Annotated in this window: 14 protein-coding genes; 6 read left to right on the forward strand and 8 right to left on the reverse strand. The window is 56.5% G+C overall.

Annotated features, from left to right (window positions below; all coding sequences use genetic code 11):
- Window position 1: 1 nt before the first annotated feature.
- Window positions 2-139, reverse strand: coding sequence for a molybdopterin oxidoreductase (locus tag F4555_RS07920; protein ID WP_114989616.1), 138 nt, complete (start codon window positions 137-139; stop codon window positions 2-4).
- A gap of 85 nt (window positions 140-224) precedes the next feature.
- Here F4555_RS07920 and purE point away from each other — a divergent pair, with 85 nt between their 5' ends.
- Window positions 225-755 carry a 5-(carboxyamino)imidazole ribonucleotide mutase gene (gene purE / locus F4555_RS07925; protein ID WP_004015229.1) on the forward strand — a complete coding sequence of 177 codons (531 nt, stop codon included), beginning with the start codon at window positions 225-227 and terminating at the stop codon, window positions 753-755.
- Between the two features lie 111 nt (window positions 756-866).
- A complete protein-coding gene (locus F4555_RS07930; RefSeq protein ID WP_004015230.1) occupies window positions 867-2,024 on the forward strand; it encodes a 5-(carboxyamino)imidazole ribonucleotide synthase in 1,158 nt (385 codons plus the stop codon).
- 133 nt (window positions 2,025-2,157) lie between these two features.
- On the opposite strand, the gene F4555_RS07935 is transcribed toward F4555_RS07930, so the two are convergent.
- The 4 genes from F4555_RS07935 to F4555_RS07950 form a co-directional block, all read right to left on the reverse strand.
- Window positions 2,158-3,000, reverse strand: coding sequence for a hypothetical protein (locus tag F4555_RS07935; RefSeq protein ID WP_115325836.1), 843 nt, complete (start codon window positions 2,998-3,000; stop codon window positions 2,158-2,160).
- Window positions 2,990-3,709, reverse strand: coding sequence for an ABC transporter ATP-binding protein (locus F4555_RS07940; RefSeq protein ID WP_004011658.1), 720 nt, complete (start codon window positions 3,707-3,709; stop codon window positions 2,990-2,992). The genes F4555_RS07935 and F4555_RS07940 overlap by 11 nt, the downstream gene beginning before the upstream one ends.
- The gene (locus tag F4555_RS07945) at window positions 3,693-4,076 is read right to left on the reverse strand and encodes a GntR family transcriptional regulator (protein WP_260399995.1); all 384 of its coding nucleotides are present in this window, start codon (window positions 4,074-4,076) and stop codon (window positions 3,693-3,695) included. The genes F4555_RS07940 and F4555_RS07945 overlap by 17 nt, the downstream gene beginning before the upstream one ends.
- A gap of 172 nt (window positions 4,077-4,248) precedes the next feature.
- Window positions 4,249-5,043 carry a Maf family protein gene (locus F4555_RS07950; RefSeq protein ID WP_114989617.1) on the reverse strand — a complete coding sequence of 265 codons (795 nt, stop codon included), beginning with the start codon at window positions 5,041-5,043 and terminating at the stop codon, window positions 4,249-4,251.
- Between the two features lie 323 nt (window positions 5,044-5,366).
- On the opposite strand from F4555_RS07950, the gene F4555_RS07955 reads away from it, so the two are divergent.
- The 3 genes from F4555_RS07955 (at window position 5,367) to F4555_RS07965 (ending at window position 9,234) form a co-directional block, all read left to right on the forward strand.
- Window positions 5,367-6,044, forward strand: coding sequence for a response regulator transcription factor (locus F4555_RS07955; RefSeq protein WP_004015234.1), 678 nt, complete (start codon window positions 5,367-5,369; stop codon window positions 6,042-6,044).
- Between the two features lie 99 nt (window positions 6,045-6,143).
- Window positions 6,144-7,466, forward strand: a complete 1,323-nt coding sequence (locus tag F4555_RS07960) for a sensor histidine kinase (protein ID WP_103758636.1) — start codon at window positions 6,144-6,146, stop codon at window positions 7,464-7,466.
- 376 nt (window positions 7,467-7,842) lie between these two features.
- A complete protein-coding gene (locus F4555_RS07965; protein WP_115325835.1) occupies window positions 7,843-9,234 on the forward strand; it encodes a site-specific DNA-methyltransferase in 1,392 nt (463 codons plus the stop codon).
- Window positions 9,235-9,742: 508 nt separating this feature from the next.
- Here the strand turns inward: F4555_RS07965 and F4555_RS07970 are convergent.
- Entirely contained in the window at window positions 9,743-10,681 is a 939-nt protein-coding gene (locus tag F4555_RS07970; protein ID WP_004017323.1) for a hypothetical protein, read from the reverse strand.
- 1,501 nt (window positions 10,682-12,182) lie between these two features.
- Here F4555_RS07970 and brnQ point away from each other — a divergent pair.
- Window positions 12,183-13,640, forward strand: a complete 1,458-nt coding sequence (gene brnQ, locus F4555_RS07975; RefSeq protein WP_115325834.1) for a branched-chain amino acid transport system II carrier protein — start codon at window positions 12,183-12,185, stop codon at window positions 13,638-13,640.
- A gap of 287 nt (window positions 13,641-13,927) precedes the next feature.
- Here brnQ and pulA read toward each other — a convergent pair whose 3' ends face one another.
- Window positions 13,928-17,686, reverse strand: coding sequence for a type I pullulanase (pulA, locus tag F4555_RS07980; RefSeq protein WP_255312864.1), 3,759 nt, complete (start codon window positions 17,684-17,686; stop codon window positions 13,928-13,930).
- Window positions 17,676-18,176 (reverse strand): hypothetical protein, encoded by a 501-nt coding sequence (locus tag F4555_RS11310; protein ID WP_255312863.1) that lies wholly within the window; start codon window positions 18,174-18,176, stop codon window positions 17,676-17,678. The genes pulA and F4555_RS11310 overlap by 11 nt, the downstream gene beginning before the upstream one ends.
- Between the last annotated feature and the right edge of the window lie 103 nt (window positions 18,177-18,279).

Raw genomic sequence — 18,279 nt, forward strand, 5'->3', positions numbered from 1 at the left:
GTCACGGATTGGGCGTATCAAATTCGAGGGATTTCGGGGGTGGGGTCGCGTTTTCGGGGAGGACGCACCCGCTTTCCCTCAGATTTGATACGCCCGTGCCGGGCATAACCGAGGCGAAAGCCGGCGGCAGGTTCAACATTCCACGAACTATACAAACGGAATATATCCATAATTTGCGACTAAGCACACCGACTCGCGGGTAAGCTATCCCCAGGAGGTCAGGTATGGAACACAAGCAAACACCGTTGGTTGGCCTGGTCATGGGTTCGGATTCCGACTGGAAAACCATGAGCGCCGCCGCGCAAGTCCTCACAGATTTCGAGATTCCCTTTGAAGCCCGGGTGGTTTCCGCCCATAGAATGCCCATTGACATGCTGGAATACGCCCAGAGTGCCGCCGAACGCGGGCTGCGGGTGATTGTCGCCGGGGCGGGGGGCGCGGCGCATCTGCCGGGAATGCTGGCCTCCGCCACGGTTTTGCCGGTTATCGGCGTGCCGGTGCCGCTGGCGCACCTGGAAGGACTCGATTCCCTGCTGTCTATCGTGCAGATGCCCGGCGGGGTGCCGGTAGCCACGGTCGGAGTCGGCAACGCCAAGAACGCCGCCCTGTTGGCGGTGCGGATTCTGAGCTCCGACCAGGGGGATTTTGGCGCGCAGTTGCGCCAAAAAATGCTTGCCTACCAGGCGGAGTTACGCCAGGTTGCCATCGACAAGGGGGCAGCCTTACGTTCGGTCACGTCGGGACTTTCTGGGTAGCTCTTGGCGTCACTTTTTCGTTTCATGAGGGGCTTGCCCCGAATCCGGTTGCACCCCCAGCAGCGCATAATCGAATCCGGAAACCTGTGATTTCACATCCTAGGAGGAAAAATGTATCAAGCACCAGTCGTGGCCTGCATCGGAGCCGGCCAGTTAGCACGCATGATGGCCACTGCGGCCGGGGAACTGGGGATGGCGCTGCGGGTAATGGCGAACTCGGCGGACGACCCGGCGGCTTTGGTGTTGCCCGAAACCCAGGTCATTGTGGGTTCACCCGCAGATACGGCGGCTTTGAGTCGCCTGTTAGCGGGGGCCAGCGTGTTGACTTTTGAACACGAGCTAATTCCCGATACGGTGTTTGACCAGGCCACGGCCGCCGGGGTGGCGGTGCATCCCCAGCGCGAAGCCCTGGTGTATGCCAAGGACAAACTGGCGATGCGCCGGCGCCTGGGGGAACTGGGGCTGCCCATGCCAGCCTGGGTTGAAGGCGACGATATTGACGGGGTAGCACAGCTGGGTAAACACTGCGGCTGGCCGCTGGTCGCCAAGGTGACACACGGCGGCTACGACGGGCGCGGGGTCGAATTCGTCACCAATCTGTTTGACTATCAAGAGTGGCGCGAAAGGCTGGATTCTGGAACGCAGTGCCTGGTGGAACAGCGGGTTCCCTTTACCCGGGAGCTGGCGGTTTTGGGGGCGCGGCGTCCCTCGGGCGAGATGCGCATCTGGCCGGTGGTACAGACCTGGCAGGAATCCGGGCAGTGCGCCGCCGTTTTGCAGGCACCTCATGAAACGGAAACAAAAGTATTTGCCCAGGCCGAAGCCATCGCACGGCGAGTCGCGGCGGAACTGGACGTCACCGGGGTGTTCGCAGTGGAACTGTTCGAGGTGCAAAGCCCCAGCGGCAAATCCCAGTTGTATATCAACGAATTGGCGATGCGCCCGCACAATTCCGGGCACTGGACCCAGGACGGGTGTGTGACCTCGCAGTTCGAGCAGCACCTGCGGGCGGTTTTAGACTTGCCCCTGGGCGCAACCACCCCCACTGCGCCCGTCACGGCGATGGCCAATGTGCTGGGCAGTGCGCTGGAGGATCCCGGCCAGGCGGCCGCAACGGTGATGGATCGCTATCCGAATGTCAAGATTCACCTGTACCGCAAGGGTAACCGGGCGGGGCGTAAACTTGGGCATGTGAATGTCAGCGGTTTGAGCCCCGAGGCTTTACTGGCCGAGGCTCGCGCTGCGGCCGACCTCTTGATGGGGAAGTAGCGGCGCTTGCCAGTTCACGGTGTCCGTCGGAGCGGCACGGCGTAGGACAAACCATAGCTAGCCCGGCCGTGTCGCTCCAGGACACCGTCAGCGCCTCATGAACCCGCCGAAACGGCAACGGCAAGAACGCGAGCTACCGCAAGGAAAGGTGGCGGGTCAGCGAGTTGTGCGCGAACCAGTAGCCCAGCATCAACAGCGGAATTTGCACCAGGGTGCCCAGCGGGATGTGGGTTCCCGAATCATTGGTGGTCATTGCCGAGGTGATTATCCCGGTGGTGAAGTTGATGGAGACGTTGTCCCCCAGACCCGTCAGGTGCAGGCTGGCGGGGATGGCAAAAATGGCAGCCAGCGAAACCGCCTGGTAGATAGCGAAACAGATAATAGCCCCCAGCCACACGGCTTTCTTTTCCGCGATACGCGCGAAGGCGAAGCGGTTACCCAGGGCGCTGGATGCCACCGTCCAGATGACCCACTGCAAGGGCGCGAACAGGAAGATTACCAGGAGCATCCCGTACATATAGCCCGGAATATAACCCAGAGCACTGCTAATAGATTCCCAGGCTTTGGCGATTCGTTCGCCGTAGTCCCAGCCTTGGGCGTCGTGCATGATGTTTTGGCAAGCCACCAGCCACACAAAAGAAATTATCGCAAACAGCGTGCACGCCATGGATACCAGATAGAGCCACAGGGTTTTCGCCCCGAGGATTACTCCCCCACCTACGGCCAGGGTGTTCGTGAAATAGCCGCGTCCCCCGTAAACCGACTGGTAGTAGCGCATCGCGTTGAGGATAAATATCACCGCCGGCACAATCAGTGCCGCTAGGAAACCCACCGTGGTACCCAGCCCGACCAGTATCTCTTGCCCGGTGAACACCAGGAAAGTCGAACCAATCGCAACAGCGGCACCGAGAATCAAGCCCACCAGGGAGGCCAGACCGAATTCCATAAAGTCGTATTTCAGGATTTTAGCGAACATGGGAGTACTCCTTCCGAAAGATTTGATCCAGGGACAGGCCGTATTTTTCGCGTAGTTCATCGGCATCCCCGTTCATGAGTAGCTTGCCGGTATGCAAGAACACTGCCTGATCCATGACGGTTTCGATATCGGTAACCAGGTGGGTGGAAATAAACAGCGTTGAATCGGGATTCCACCCGCGCATAATCGTGTCCAGCAGGGTTTGCCGGGCGGCCGGGTCAACCCCGGAAATCGGCTCGTCCAACAGATAGAGCCGCGCCTCGCGTGACATCACCAGGGTAAGTTGCAGTTTTTCGCGCATCCCTTTGGACATGTGGTTGGTTTTTTGTTTCAGTTCCAAGCCCAGAAACTGGGCGAGTTCCCGGGCTTTGTCGGCTTGAAAGTCCGCGAAACAATCCGCGTGCTGGGCAATGGCCACATCTACCCGGGTGGCGTCTGGCAGCCAGGCCGCGTCGGGCAGATAGGACGTGACGGCCTTGGTTTTGGGTCCAATGGGCTGCCCGGCGATGGTGACCGTGCCGGCGGTGGGCTCCAACACCCCGGCGAGGATTTTCAACAGCGTGGTTTTCCCCGAGCCGTTTTCGCCCAGCAGGCCGATGATTTTCCCGGCCTCCAGGTTCAAGTCGAGCCCATCCAAGGCCGGCGGGCGCCCGGAATTCGAGCCGGTATAGCATTTACTTAGGTTTTTGATTTCAACTAGCGTTGGCATCTTTATCCCCTTTCCATTGTGTTTTGACCAGCGCCTCGGCCTCGGGCAGGTCGATGGCTAAAGTTTTCATATCCGCGACAAAAATCCTGGCGGCTTCGCAGGCCAAGCGCCGTCCCAGGCTGCGGATGGCAGCGGCGTTATCAGTGACGTATCGTCCCAGACCGCGCCGGGTTTCCGCGACCCCAACGCGTTCCAGTTCCACGAGCGCCTTTTGTACCGTGTTGGGGTTTACCCCGTGCGCGGCGGCAAGTTCGCGCACGGAGGGTATCTGGGAGCCGGGTGGCCACTGTCCGGCGGCAATGAGCCGGCTGAATTCGTCGAACAGTTGGCGCCATATTGGTGTCCCCACGTCAAAGTTCATACGCATCCCTTTCCCTGTATCGGTGTATTACTAGACTAATACACCGATACGGCCTTGTCAACATACACGTGGACACATAAGCACTTTGCTAGAAGTATAGGTCAGGCAAAACCCCAGGTCACAGGGTTTTATCGTTATCAAGCATTCTCAATAAGGGGTTTATAAATCCATGCTGGCACTAGACCCACAGGTCAGGCCAGAACACGCCCAGCTCGCCCAAGAGGCGGCGCAGACACGGCAAGGAAATCCCAACCACATTGTGCGGATCACCCTCGATGCCCCGGATAAACGCCCCACCCCGGCCATCAATCGTAAAGGACCCCGCCACTTCCAGGGGTTCGCCGGTGGCAACATAAGCCTCGATTTCCCTTGGCGTGAATTCCTCGAAGTGCACCACGGTGGATTCGGTAGCACCGACAGATTCCGGGCTGGCACCTCGTGAAGACGAACCCAACAGCACCACCCAGTGCCCGGTGTGCAGCACCCCCGACGCCCCTGACAGCGCCCGCACCCGCTCACGTGCCACCTCGGGCGAATGCGGCTTACCCAAGACTTCCCCGCCAAACTCCAGCATCGAGTCGCAGCCGATTACCAGGGTCGGCCGGTCGGCAGGGCTCGGCCGGGCGGCGGCTTCATGAGGTGCCATCCCGGGTTCCTCGCTGAATTCCCCGGACTTTGGGGCTTTGCCCACCGCCGCATCACCGGGCACCCCCGGCATCACGTCCGTATCCACGGTCGCGGGTCGGCTCGAATCAAGAGTACCGGCCGCTAAATCAGAGGCGATTTTCTGGGCTTTAGCGCGCGCCAACCCCAGAACCTGGCCAGCCGGGGGCGTGCCCGCCGCCCGCAAGTCGGCCAACAGCGCCGCCTCGTCCACGTCAGCGGGGTGGACTTCCGGGGATAAACCCGCGTTTTCCAGGGTTTTCAGGCGCGCGGGCGAAGCCGAGGCCAAAATCAAACGATACGTTTTCACCCTGCAATTATCTCATGGACACATAAGCCCCTTATTGAGAATACTCGATACCGAGATACTGCGGTGCAAGGGCGAAGCCCTGAGAGCACCGCAGTCGCAGTGTGGAACCGTTAAAAAACGGCAACGATTTGCCGTTTTAGGTGAACCTCCTTGAGCGGCATGCTATCACAGCAAAGCCCTTATGTGTCCACGCCGAAATGGCGACCCGAGAATCGCAGAAATTAATGCAAAACAAGTCAAAAACGAGTAAAGTTCTTCATAGAGCGAACTGGAAATTTTACCAATCCCACGACCAGCCCAGCAGCAGAAGAAGAGGAGCTACTATGACAAAAGTCCTGTTAGTAGAGGATGACCCCGCGATTGCGGAGCCACTGGCACGCGCACTGGGGCGCGAAGGCTACGAAGTCAGCGCCCAAACCACCGGCGGTGCCGCCCTGCAGCAAGTCGGGGGCTGCGATATTGTGATTCTGGATTTGGGACTGCCAGACATGGACGGCCTGGACGTGGCGCGCACGATACGCGCCCAAGGCATCACCATTCCTATCCTGATTCTAACCGCCCGCACCGGGGAAGTCGACATGGTGGTAGGGCTGGACTCCGGAGCCGACGACTATGTAACCAAGCCCTTCCGCCTAGGCGAGCTGTTGGCGCGGGTGCGGGCGCTGCTGCGACGTGCCGGTGGGGAAGTCACCGAGGACGAAATCATCGAATGCCAAGATGTGCGAGTCGAAGTCGCGGCGCACCGCGCTTTCCAGGGCGAGCGGGAATTGCAACTGACCGCCAAAGAATTCGACTTGCTACGAGTTTTGATTCGCGATGCCGGATCGGTGGTGTCGCGCGAGCAAGTCATGCGCGAAGTGTGGGGTTCCGACCCATCCGGTTCCACGAAAACCCTGGATATGCACGTGTCGTGGTTGCGGCGTAAACTGGGCGACGATGCGAACTCGCCACGTTACATCACCACGGTGCGTGGTATGGGTTTCCGTTTCGAGAACGTCTAAAAAGCTCCATTTCACGAGGTGCCATCCCGGGTTCCTGGCATTTCGCCTAGATTCCCGGCTGGCGCCTCGTGAAAACGACACCAACCGCACCGAGGCGACATGCGTAAACAGATACTCTTGTCCACGCTAGCGGCCGTGATTGTCGCAGTACTGCTGCTGGGGGTGCCGCTGTGCGGGTTTGCCGTCAACCAACTGTGGGCCACGGCTCGCGCCAATGTGGATCAATCCGCCCAAGAATACGCACTGGTGTATGATCGCAACACGCTGAGCGGGCGGTATGTGACCGATGTCACCCTAGCAGGATGGTTGTGGCCAGGAACCGGGCAAGACGCGCGTATCGAAATCGTCACCGCCGACGGACGGAAACTCGCCTTCGGTTCCAACCCCGAAGCCGCCCGCATCATCTCCGAAGTCACCACCGCCACCGGCGCGAAACTGCGGCTCTTTGTGTCATCCGAAGCCGTACACTACCGCTCCGTATTCTTTATCATAGTCACCCTGACGGGCGTGGCTGTCTCGGTTTTTGTTGGCGCATCCATCGCATTTCGATCCTCGCGGCGCATCTCGGCACCCCTGATTTACCTCTGCGCCCAGGCTCAACAGCTCGGCAGCAGCGGGGTGCGACCCCGGTTAGACCCCTCGGGAATCGAAGAAATCGACCTGGTACAAGCCGAACTGGTGCGATCAAGTGAAACCCTGGCGGGGCGGCTCGCCGCCGAACACCAATTCGCCTCCGATGTGTCCCACCAACTGCGCACCCCCCTGACCGCCCTGTCCATGCGGCTCGAAGAAATCCAAATGATATCCACTGAAGACGAAGTTCAACACGAAGTCGGCGAAGCCCTCAACCAAATTGAGCGCCTGACCGGAGTCGTCGAAGACCTCAAACGCAACGCGCAACGCACCGGCGGCGGCACCACCCAAGCCATCGACGTCGACGATTTCCTGATACACCAACAAAGCGAATGGGAAGGCCCCTTCCGCGCCGCCGCCCGCCCCCTGGTGTTCCGCAACGAAACCGACCGGCCCGCCCTGGCCACCCCCGGGTCGCTCGGGCAGGTCATCGCGACCCTGCTGGAAAACTCGCTGAAATACGGGTCAGGCACCACCACAGTACGCGCCAAAATGAGTGCCAACAACAAAGGCATGTTCTTTGAAGTCAGCGACGAAGGATCTGGGGTCGACGACGAAATCGCCCCCGATATTTTCAAGAAAGGCGTTTCCGGACACGGGTCGACCGGAATAGGGCTGGCACTGGCGAAACAGCTGATTGAAGCCGACGGCGGGAAACTGGAGCTGACCGTGCGCCGCCCCCCGACCTTCAGCGCCTATGTTTCCGCCGCGCCGGCATCGCTCGATCCGAAGCGGGTCATGCCGCAAGGGGCGCTGGTGTCGGTGTCGCGGCCGAAACGGCGGTTTTAGTTCGGGTTCATGAGGGGCTTGTTTTAGACTTGTCGCTTGACGCTTAGGAGGCGGCGTTATCGCTTGGGGTCTCGCGGGTGCGCGCACGCGGGACGGAGAGGGGGAGCACCCCCTCAACTTTTGCTGACGCAAAAGTTTCACCCCCCAGTCCCGCGTTTGCGTCGCACTCCGCAGCGCCCCCTCCGCTGCGCCGCCTGCGCTCCTTTGTCTCGCTGACTCGCCTCCCCCGTGTCTGCGCTGCTATAACCTCATGAACCCCAATAAAGACGCGAGGCGACCGCCGAGCACAGCGGGAGGGGAATCCGGGCTGGGAAAACTGGGCGTACGTTGAGAGGCGGGCGGGGGAACCGGGACACAAGCAGGTAGGATGATTGGAATGGAGAAAGATGTAGCCAGCGAGAACCTGTTGATTCGCGGGGATTCGCTAGCGGCTTTAGAGAGGCTCACCGGCCGCAAAGAGCGCGTGGATACCGGGCTGGCACCTCATGAATCCGCAAAAAACCAACCCACCCAAATCAACCACAGCGACCAACCCACCCAAAACAACCACAGCGACCAACCCACCCAAGCCAGCAACGCGCCAGACGAATCAACCGGGGCGGGCGCGACAACCAGCACAGCAGGGGCAGCAGGGACAGCAGGGACAGCAGGGACAATTCCCTTGGTAAAAGACCAGGTCAAGATGATTTACATCGACCCGCCGTATAACACCGGTAACACTTTCGCCTACCACGACGCGCGCGACAAAGACGCCTGGGCGGCGATGATGCAACCCCGGCTGGTGCTGGCCAGGGAAGCCCTGCGTGACGACGGACTGGTCTTTATTTCCATTGATATCAACGAATTCGCGGAACTAAAAGCCCTGTGCGACCGCGTTTTCGGGGCGGAAAACTTCGTAGCGAACTTCGTGTGGGTCTCGAACCTGAAAGGCCGGCAACTAGGCAACGGCCCGGCGGGGACTCATGAATACATCCTGTGTTATGCGCGCGAGGCTCGCCGGGTTGGAAAACTGCGCGGACGCGTGTCGATGTTGCGCCGGCTGATGCCCGCAGTTTACCGGCTGCCCAAACGCCAGGTGAAACGCGATGCCCGCGGGGAATACGTGACCAAAAACGAACTGTACAACACGAACTCGAAGTTCAACGAGGTCACCTCGCCTTCGTTGGTTTATGCGATTCACTACAACCAGCGCACCGGCGAGGTCGCCGTCAGCGGGGTGCATGAGGCGCCCCCCGGCACCCCGGCCGAGGGCTGGATTACTGCCCTGCCGCATCCCAACGCGCGCCCGGGTTTACGCTGGCACGCCTGGCGCTGGTCACGTGAACGGGTGCTGGCCAACCCAGACGATTTAGAGTTCGAGGTGGTGAAAGAACACCTGGTGATTCGCACTAAAATTCGTGATTTCGAAACGACAACCCTAAAGGATTTGATTATGGGGCCGAGTACCCGCACCGGGCAACGCGAGTTGGAACGCCTGGGTCTGGGCGGGATTTTTGAAACCCCGAAACCGGTGGATTTGTTGGCGGTGCTGCTTGAGGCCGCAAGTGCGCCGGGGGATTTGGTGTTGGATTTTTTTGCCGGCTCGGGTTCCTTCGGGGTGGCGGCGGCCGACGGGTTGCGTCGGTTTATTTTGGTGCAGCTTCCAGAGCCGTTTTCGCCGCTTCATGAGGCGCGTGCCCGGGATTTAGGCTTTGATACTATCGCGGATTTGACTGCCGAGCGGCTGCGCCGCTGCCACGTGGCTTTCCGGGAAATCCGCCTGGGGTGATGGGTTTTTGACAATAGGTGGAGAATCCCGTTTCGCGCTCGCGGCGGGCCACTTGTAACAAATTCAGGATAATTCGGACTCGCGGCGGGTCACTTGTGACAAAACCAGGATAATTCGGACTCGCGGCGGGTCACTTGTAACAAAACCAGGATAATTCGGACTCGCGGCGAGCCACTTGTAACAAAACCAGGATAATTCGGACTCGCGGCGAGCCACTTGTAACAAAACCAGGATAATTCGGACTCGCGGCGAGCCACTTGTAACAAAACCAGGATAATTCGGACTCGCGGCGAGCCACTTGTAACAAAACCAGGATAATTCGGACTCGCGGCGAGCCACTTGTAACAAAACCAGGATAATTCGGACTCGCGGCGGGCCACTTGTAACAAATTCAGGATAATTCGGACTACCCACGCCAATTTATCGCCCGCCACGCCTGTTTTTTCCTGAAATCGTCACGCCCACGATTGGCGACGGCCTCTATCACACACCTTCTTCCGCGCAGCGGTCAAGAATCTTCGAGAACACGGTATTCTTTCCAGACATCAACATGCCGAGACAGAGTTTCAAGGTACGATGACAATTTTTCATTCATATAAAAATGAGAAGCTTCAATTAAGTACTCTACCCATACAAAATCTGGACCAGGTACCCTGTAATAATCAATACTAGAAAGTTTATCATTGCTGATACTTTTTTTAATATTCGAAACTAAACCCTGTACGTATACCATAAACAATTGACATAACTCCAACTTATTCTGCACCGTAGAACGAAGCACCAAAGGGACTACATGAACAAGAAATTGCAGCTCCTTACCACACAATTTCACTAATCCCATCCTCTTAAGGAACAATTCTGATGCCAAATCTTTAAAGTTAGGCGCGACATCTTTTAATCCAATCGACATCAACAAACCCGGTTTATCATTGCTCGGTACATAATTTTTACTGTGTAAAAAATTATCTAATGCGTCTTTATGAGCCATTAGATTTAATGCAAGCTGAGAATCCAATTCCCGTAAGTACCGAAGACGTTTTTGAAAATCATCGACATGTTCTAAATCACTCTTTGCCTCTGTAACTTCGGATTCTGATACCTGCACGGAATCAGTGTCAGTGTTGATTTTCTGTTGACGGTGAAAAATTATTACCTTGTAAAGCTGAATCGTAATATCACGTGTCAGTTTTTCGTATTCCCGCGTATTGGGATTGAGCTCAACCAGAGACTTACCCCTTCCTATCGCCCCATCTAAGTCATCACCCCACCGAATATTATCTCTATCAAGAAACAGTCCAATCGACTGCCCCGAGATATAGTAATACTCCTCTTGAATAGCCTTAGCCAGCTGGATAATAGCCCCTCTAAGATGCTCATTGTCATCATGCCGGTAGCTGACAAAAATAGTACTAACATCACGATTAGATTCATTCTTTCCCGCAGTCATACGCCACTACCTTTCACTATGCAAGCAAAACACCTTACTCCGTCAAGCCTGCCTCGTATCAACAACCAAACATTCTCTGTCTGCTTTATGTGGGGGATGCCAAGCATGGCTTGGCATCCCCCGTTTCATCATCATCTGAAAGTCTGAATCCTTGGGCTTGCGCCCAGTGTCCTGGGGTATGAGCCTTGGAATCCAGATAACACTGCGGTGGCATCGTCTATGCCCGCGCCGCAGACGTAGGATTAGAGTAAGGAAAACGACTCGAATCCTACGCTGTGCGGGGGTGGTGTACGGCCGCCCCCGCGCAGTCTTTGTTTTCGTTGCTTGTGTCGCTGCGGCTTTGTTGCCTCTCAGCGCTGCGGTTTCATGAGCCGCTTGTGTCGCCTCGGCTCGCGGTCGGCGTTGCGGTTTTGCCGCTCGGTGCTGCGCCGCTGCGGCTCGCGGTCGGCGGCGGTTCGAGCTGATGGGGTCCTGCTCTGTTTCCCTAAGAAACTTCGTTTCTAAGGGAAACTACGAGCACCCATAGGCTCTTCACCGTCCGCCTTCCCCGCGCGCCTTCGCTAGGAGGCGGCTTGCGAGGCTCGTAAGGGGCTGTGCCGCGCGGCGCAAGCCGCATATCGGCACAGTCACCGGCGAAGGCAATTAAGCGACAGCAACGATTTGCCGTCGCCACCGAAACCTTTAACGTAGGGCGATTCATGTTTTCCGTAATTTCTCTTAGCGGCTTTGCCGCTAAGCGTTATCGGACAAAACATAGCTAGCCCGGCCGTGTCGCCCCAGAGCCCCAAGCGAAACCGCGCGCGAAGGCGGCGCAGCAAGGTGTGGCAAGGTGCGGCACGTAGCGGCTGTTACGGCTTCGCCGTTCAAGGCGCTACGGCGGCGACACAAGCACCTATGAACCCGGCGCGGCACAGCCAGAGTAATAGCCGTAAAATAAGGAAGCGGCCAGCCTGGGTAGGCTGGCCGCGATTTCCTTAATCGTCCTTCTTGTTATTCCACAGCTTCTCCTTTATCAGGATTACTGCTAGAATCGAAGGAGGTAAGGAAATCAGAATCTGGATGAGGGTGATCATCTGGATGTCCTTTCCTTAAAGCCCCGGGCGCAACCGGGGCTTTTACCATGCGTCAAGGCAGGCTGCCTTGACGCAGCCAGAGCCTTTCCCTGGCTAGACCAGGATACAGTCCCAATCCGCGAGCACAAAACAGTTTTCCACAGGCTGTGGAAAAGAACTGGTTAGTACTTAGGCGCGGGGCGGTGCCGAGGATGGCACCTCATGAAACCGAAACGTAACCAGCCGGACAGGTGGCGCAGCGAACCGTTTCAACATATGGACGGTTATGTCAAAATACGAGACGGTTTTTCGGGTTTTCTAGCGCTGTGCTAGTCTAAGTTTTCATTACAGCGCTGCACATTCCGCATCAATCAGCGGTTATGTGCGCCTGTAACCTCTGTAAACGACTCCGGCCACCGGCCGTAACCCACTGAAAGGAGTGAGTCATCATGAGTAAATCCGTTAAACCGGTTAAAGGCTTTGACAGTTACCTGCTTGTTTCCGGTTTCGCTCTCTTCGCTATGTTCTTTGGAGCTGGCAACTTGATTTTCCCGTTCCAAGTCGGAATCACCAGCGGTGCCCAAGTCATTCCCGCCGTATCCGGGATTTTGTTGACAGGCGTATTGTTTCCGGTCGCTGGAATGTTGGCAGCATCCACCGATTCCCACGGTGCCGGGCGTATCGCCGACCGGATCGGTCACGTTCCCGGATTAGTCCTCACGGTGGCAATATTCCTGTTCTGTGGGATATGTTATGCCATGCCACGCGTCGCGGTGGTCTCTTGGGAAATGGCGGTGAAACCGCTGACCGGTCTAGGCAGTAATTCTGGGTCCGCGAGCCAAGTAGGCTTGTTTGTCTATTCAGTAGTGTTCTTTGCTTTGACCCTGTTCCTTTGTAACCGCCCCGACAAGATGCTCGACCGTATCGGCCAATACCTGACCCCGGCACTGCTGGTGCTGCTGGTGGCGATGATAGCCATAGCGATGTTCCGGCTGCCCAGCGTCCCCACGCTGCATCTTAACCCAGCCTATGCTAAAGCCCCATTCGCCACCGGACTGAAAACCGGATACGGTACGATGGATGCCCTGGCCTCCCTGATGTTCGGGGTGGTTATCATCACCCAGCTGCACAACCGGGGATATAACGAAAAACGCACTGTGTTCCGCGCCACCGCTTTCACTGCTGGTATCGCCGGAGTGTCGCTCGGTTTGGTTTACACCGGGTTGGCCTTCCTGGGCACCCGTATCGCTGACCAGAAAGTCGATAACCCCGCAGCTGGACTGTCGATGGCAGCGGAAATGGTGTTCGGGCCGGTGGGCAAGGTACTGTTCTCTATCATCGTGTTCCTGGCTTGTCTGACCACTGCGGTTGGCCTGATGGGAGCGTCTTTACAGTACTTCAAGGCGTTGCTGCCCAAGGTGCCGTCGAAAGCGATGGTGGGGGTTCACGTCGTGGTTTCCCTGATGGTGGCAAACCTGGGCTTGGAAAACATCCTCGCTTTCGTGGTTACCATCGGTCTGGCGACCTATCCCCCGGCTATCTGCCTGATAGTCGTGACCTTGGTGGACTACGCGATGAGCCGCAAGCAACTGTACTGGGCGTATCGCCTTTCCGCCTGGGTAGCTGGGGTTGTGGGCTTCCTCGAGGCGGTCTCTACCTTCGCGCTGCCGGCTTGGGGCGGTAAAGTCACCGATTTCCAAGAGGCGATGCAGGGAGTGTTGAAGATGTTGCCATTAGGCGATATCCAAATGGGTTGGCTCACTCCCGCTATGGTGGTCATGGTGGTAGGCCTGGTTTTGGACGTGGTGGCTCCGGTCGACCCCTCGAAACTGCCGCACTCCCAGACACCCACTGGAATCCCGGATCGCGAATCCACTACCGACGAATTAGTCTTAGCTGAATCCTAGAGTTAGACAGTGCTGTGTGTCCCCCGCCAGGAGGCGGGGGACACACAGCTTACCCATCTATCGACAAGAACCATAACGCCCCCTGCCATCTTAGGCTTGGCGTTGGCTTGCGGTGTGCACGCGCGAAGCCGTGCGGGGAAGGCGGACGGCGAAGAGCCTATGGGTGCTCGTAGTTTCTCTTAGCGGCACAGCCGCTTAGAGAAACAGAGCGGATCCCCATCAGCTCAAGCCGCCGCCGACCGCGCGGCGTAGCAAAAACCACGCCATGCGCCGCCGCAGCAACAAACCTACTTGGTAAACATTGGTAGGTTGTCCGGTAGGACAGCGTTGCCACCAACCAGATGCGCACTCTTAGTATCAGCCGGCACATTCACCCGCCTACCATTAGACAAGAACAAACGCGCCCCCGTAGAAGCCGACAAAGCCGAAGCCACCAGGGAATCCGCATAATACATACCGCTAGAAACCACTACCTTACCCTTATCTGGACCCGACAGCGCCACCCGGTAAGCCGTATCGTAACGATCCGAACCGATTACCTTAGTCACATCGGCCTGAGCCCCCACACATGCCGAACCACCTGCACACATAGTTCTCGCAGACACCACGTCTTTAGTCACAGACGCACCCGGCTTCACTAAGTCTACGACCCCACCCTGCAGGGAAGCAGCCGAGGAACACGCCAAAGCATCCGGGAAATTAGATCCTGTGGCCACGCAAGTCACCACAGACTTGCCGCCCAAAATACGCAAGGTAGCAGCCTTCACTGCCCGAGCCGTCTCGTAGCGTGATGCCCCAGCCAGGCGCATCACCTTCAACCCAGCAGCCTTAAGCGCAGCTTTTTTCTGAGCAGACACGGCATTCTCGCCACCAATAATGTAAACCGTCCTAGTCTTATAAGACTGCAAACTATCGATAACGGACTGCTCCAGGTTCATGCCAGTGGTTAGCACCACCCCGCCTTTGAAAGCCCCCGCCAGGGCGCCCCCAACCAAAGCATCCGGGAAAGAATTACCCGTAGCCAACACCACCGTCTCATGATTCTGCACCAGCGACAAAGCCGCCAAAGACGTAGCTACCCGGTCTCGCCCAGCCGCCCGCAACACCGCCTTAGCCTCCAGTTTCAACGGCTTCGTAAACTGCTTATCAAACACCGACAGCTGAGGCGCCGCAGGCTTCACAGTCGGCTTCTTAGACTCCGGCTTCTCATCAGTGCTCTTGTCAGCAGAGTCATAAGACGAACCGGAACTAGACCCGCCACCAGCAGACCCACCGGAACCGCCGCCAGAATACGAGGGCACATAACCACTACCCCCACCAGAACCAGAGTTACCGCTACCAAAACCACCCGGAACCGGCGGAACCGGTGCCGGCGTGCTCGGACTCGGAGTCGAACCCCCACCCGGAGTACCAGGATTCGGCGCGGGAATCGGAGGTTTCGGAGGACTTGGAGGTGTCAGATGCGTACCCGTCCATTCCAACATCACCATAATGCTTAGTGGTGGCACTTCCACCTGCCCATCCGAGGTCAAAGCCGGGGGAACCTCATAGACCTCAAGCCCTTTAATCAAGGTTTCATATTTACCTGCCGGCAGGGGAGCATTCCATGCTCGGGTGTCGGCGTTAATATAAACATAGGCGTTCGCGCTTTTCTCGCTACCATAACGGTAAGCGTCTTTGACCAGGTAGGACACGTGATTGGTCTCCACCGTTTTTTGGGATCCCGCTGCAAAATCATGTGCATAGCGTTTGTTGACAGCCTCATAGCTGGGCTGGCGCATAAAATCATACTGTTTGCGGAAACTGTTCAGTTTTCTGAAAAATTCCACATTCTCCGGATAGAACGCCGCCCGGTCGTAATCCAGCCGATTCACCGAGTCGGGGGACTGGTAAGAGTTGTGATCCCCGCCTTTGGTGCGCAGAAATTCCTGGCCAGCATGGATAAAAACCGAACCATTGGCCAGGTATTGGGTAGCGGTTGCCAGGGCGTGACGCTTAGCGATTTCTGCCTCACTTGCCCCTGGGGTACTGCCTTTGAGTTTGTCATACATGGTGTAATTGTCGTGGGCTTCGTTGTAAACCACGGACTGATTCGGATCCAGGTAGTGGCGCACATACTGACCGCCTTTAATATTGTTTAGCAAATCCCACGAGCGTTGTTCCTGATTGGCTCCATTGACGAAACCAGAGTGTGACAGCTCAAAGTTATCGCCTTTAACCGTGTCACGGTAGGAATCATTAAAGAAGGCAATCCCCGGAAGTTGTTTCGCGTTATTTTGGTTGGCACCTAATGACCCCGCCGGATGCTTACCCATCTCCCAGCCTTCACCCAAAATCACAATCGAAGGGTCAATCTGGTTTAACTCCGCGCGTACCTGCTGCATAGTTTTTACATCCAAAATCCCCATCAAGTCGAAGCGGAACCCATCCAAGTTGTAGTTCTTGGCCCAATATTTGAGGGAATCAATAATATACTTACGCATCATGGGCTGTTCGGAAGCCGTTTCATTGCCCACCCCGGTGCCGTTGTGGAAATTGCAAGCATCGTCCATCCGGAAGTAATAATCCGGTACGGTCAACTGCAATGGGGAAGTCTTGGGGTCATAGACATGGTTGTAAACCACATCCATAATCACTCGGATTCCGTTTTGATGCAGCGTATCCACCAGTTGTTTCAGTTCCCGAATCCGCGCCTGCGGGTTGGCCGGGTCAGTAGCATATGAGCCTTCGGGCACGTTATAGTTTTGTGGGTCGTAACCCCAGTTATATTGCTTGCCAAAGCCTAAATCGTCGTTTTCATTCACAGAGCCGAAATCGTAAATCGGCAGTAGCTGCACGTGGGTGACACCCAAGGATTTCAGGTAATCCAGACCTGAAAGATTCCCTTGAGCGGTCTTGGTGCCCGGCTCGGTCAGTCCCAAGAATTTACCCTTGTGTTGGATGCCGTTGTTCGGGTCTATCGTCAAGTCGCGCACATGCGCCTCGTAAATTATCGCATCCTTCATCGAAGTAAAGGCGGGCATCCTGCCACCATTCCAGTTGGCGGGTCGGATACCCTCCGCGTCTTCTACCACAGTGCGGGTGGAGTTCGCGGTAACCGCCCTGGCGTAGGGGTCAACCGTTTCGTTGACTTTACCGTACGGGAAAGTCAACCGGTAGCGATATTCGGTGCCTTTTTGGTCGCCGCTCAGCGTAATCTCCCAGGTGCCTTTGGCGCCGGCGTTCATGAGTTGCGTGGCGCCACCCCGGGAATAATTCACAAACTCAACCTTTTGAGCGGTGGGAGCCCACACCCTAAAGGTGGTGGACGCGGGGGTGTAAATCGCACCCAATTCCCCATCGTAGTAATACTGGTCGTTAAAGGCCTTCGTGTGCAGTTTGGTGCAAGCCCCGAAATTACTCGGTTTTGCGGGCAGTTCAGCTTGAGAGTAGTAAATCTTTGCGTCTCCTTGCACAATCCAAATTTCGGCCTTGCCGCCAGGGAAATTGTCTATAAACAAGTCGTCTTTACTATTCTTTTGTGCCCAATCATTGCCGTCCACGGATTTTCGCACAATCAACCCGACTTTAGCTATTCCAGCGGGGTCTGCCAGGGAGTATGTGGCGGTGTGATTAGAGTCGAAACCATAGCGGGCGCCGTTTTTACCATCAATCCAGCTCCAAATATTCCAATTTTCATAGTCCTCGTCCCAGCGCACATAGTGCACAGTCAAGGTAACTTCAGTGAGCTTTGGTTTAGGTTTCGGGGTGGTTCCCAGCCCGCTAGCTATCTCAAAACTGCCGTCACTCTTAATATCTACCCGTCCTGGAACCGGCACGTTCTGAATGTCTCCGGTAATTTTCTTATCCCAGCCGTCCCCACGACGCAAAAGCATCCCGATTTTAGTGACGCTTTCAGACACCACTATTTCCGCAGTCAAGCGACCCTGGCTATCTTTGCCAGTAAAAAGTACCTTCTTATCACCATCGCCCCAAACCCACAGATTATATTCTGACTCGTCTACGCCTGGCTGCGGCGTGAAGGTCACCACAACTTTATGCGTCACAGCCGGCGGGTTCGGCGGGATGGGGGGTAGGAGCGGGGGCGCCAGTTACTATCGGTTTACCATCAGGGTCAGTCAGTTGGTTACTGTTATAGGCCGCAACTATAGAGCTACCCAACGGAACTTTTTTAAAGACCGCAGATTCCCAAGTACGATTGTCAACGTCATTAGGTCCGGTTTTCACCGTGTCAGTGGTGTAAAGCTGGAAGTTCACCGTTCCATTTGTGCTCCCAGGGCGAATCACGGCGTTGAGTTTCCCGTTATCCATCCCGTCGAAGAGTTGCACCGTCGGGGTGTTTTCTTTGCCGTCAGCCCAATAGGCCACTCGGTATTTGGTGATGGGTTTTTGTATCGCCGGGTCTGGCGTGAAACTCAGGTACATATTCCCAACATCGGCGTGAGCCACATTCACAGCCGTCAGGCTTTGCATCGCCAAAACCAGGAAAAAAGCTACCAGAACGCTAAATAGACCCTTGGTTCTTTGCACGCTCATCTATCCTCCTTGATAAATATCACCCCCATGATTCTACTTGATTTAACGGCTTTTCGGCAGGGGCGTCATACTGCATATATCAAGTACGAGAACAGCGAGGCAC

Source organism: Mobiluncus mulieris (assembly GCF_014204735.1).
GTDB lineage: Bacteria > Actinomycetota > Actinomycetes > Actinomycetales > Actinomycetaceae > Mobiluncus > Mobiluncus mulieris.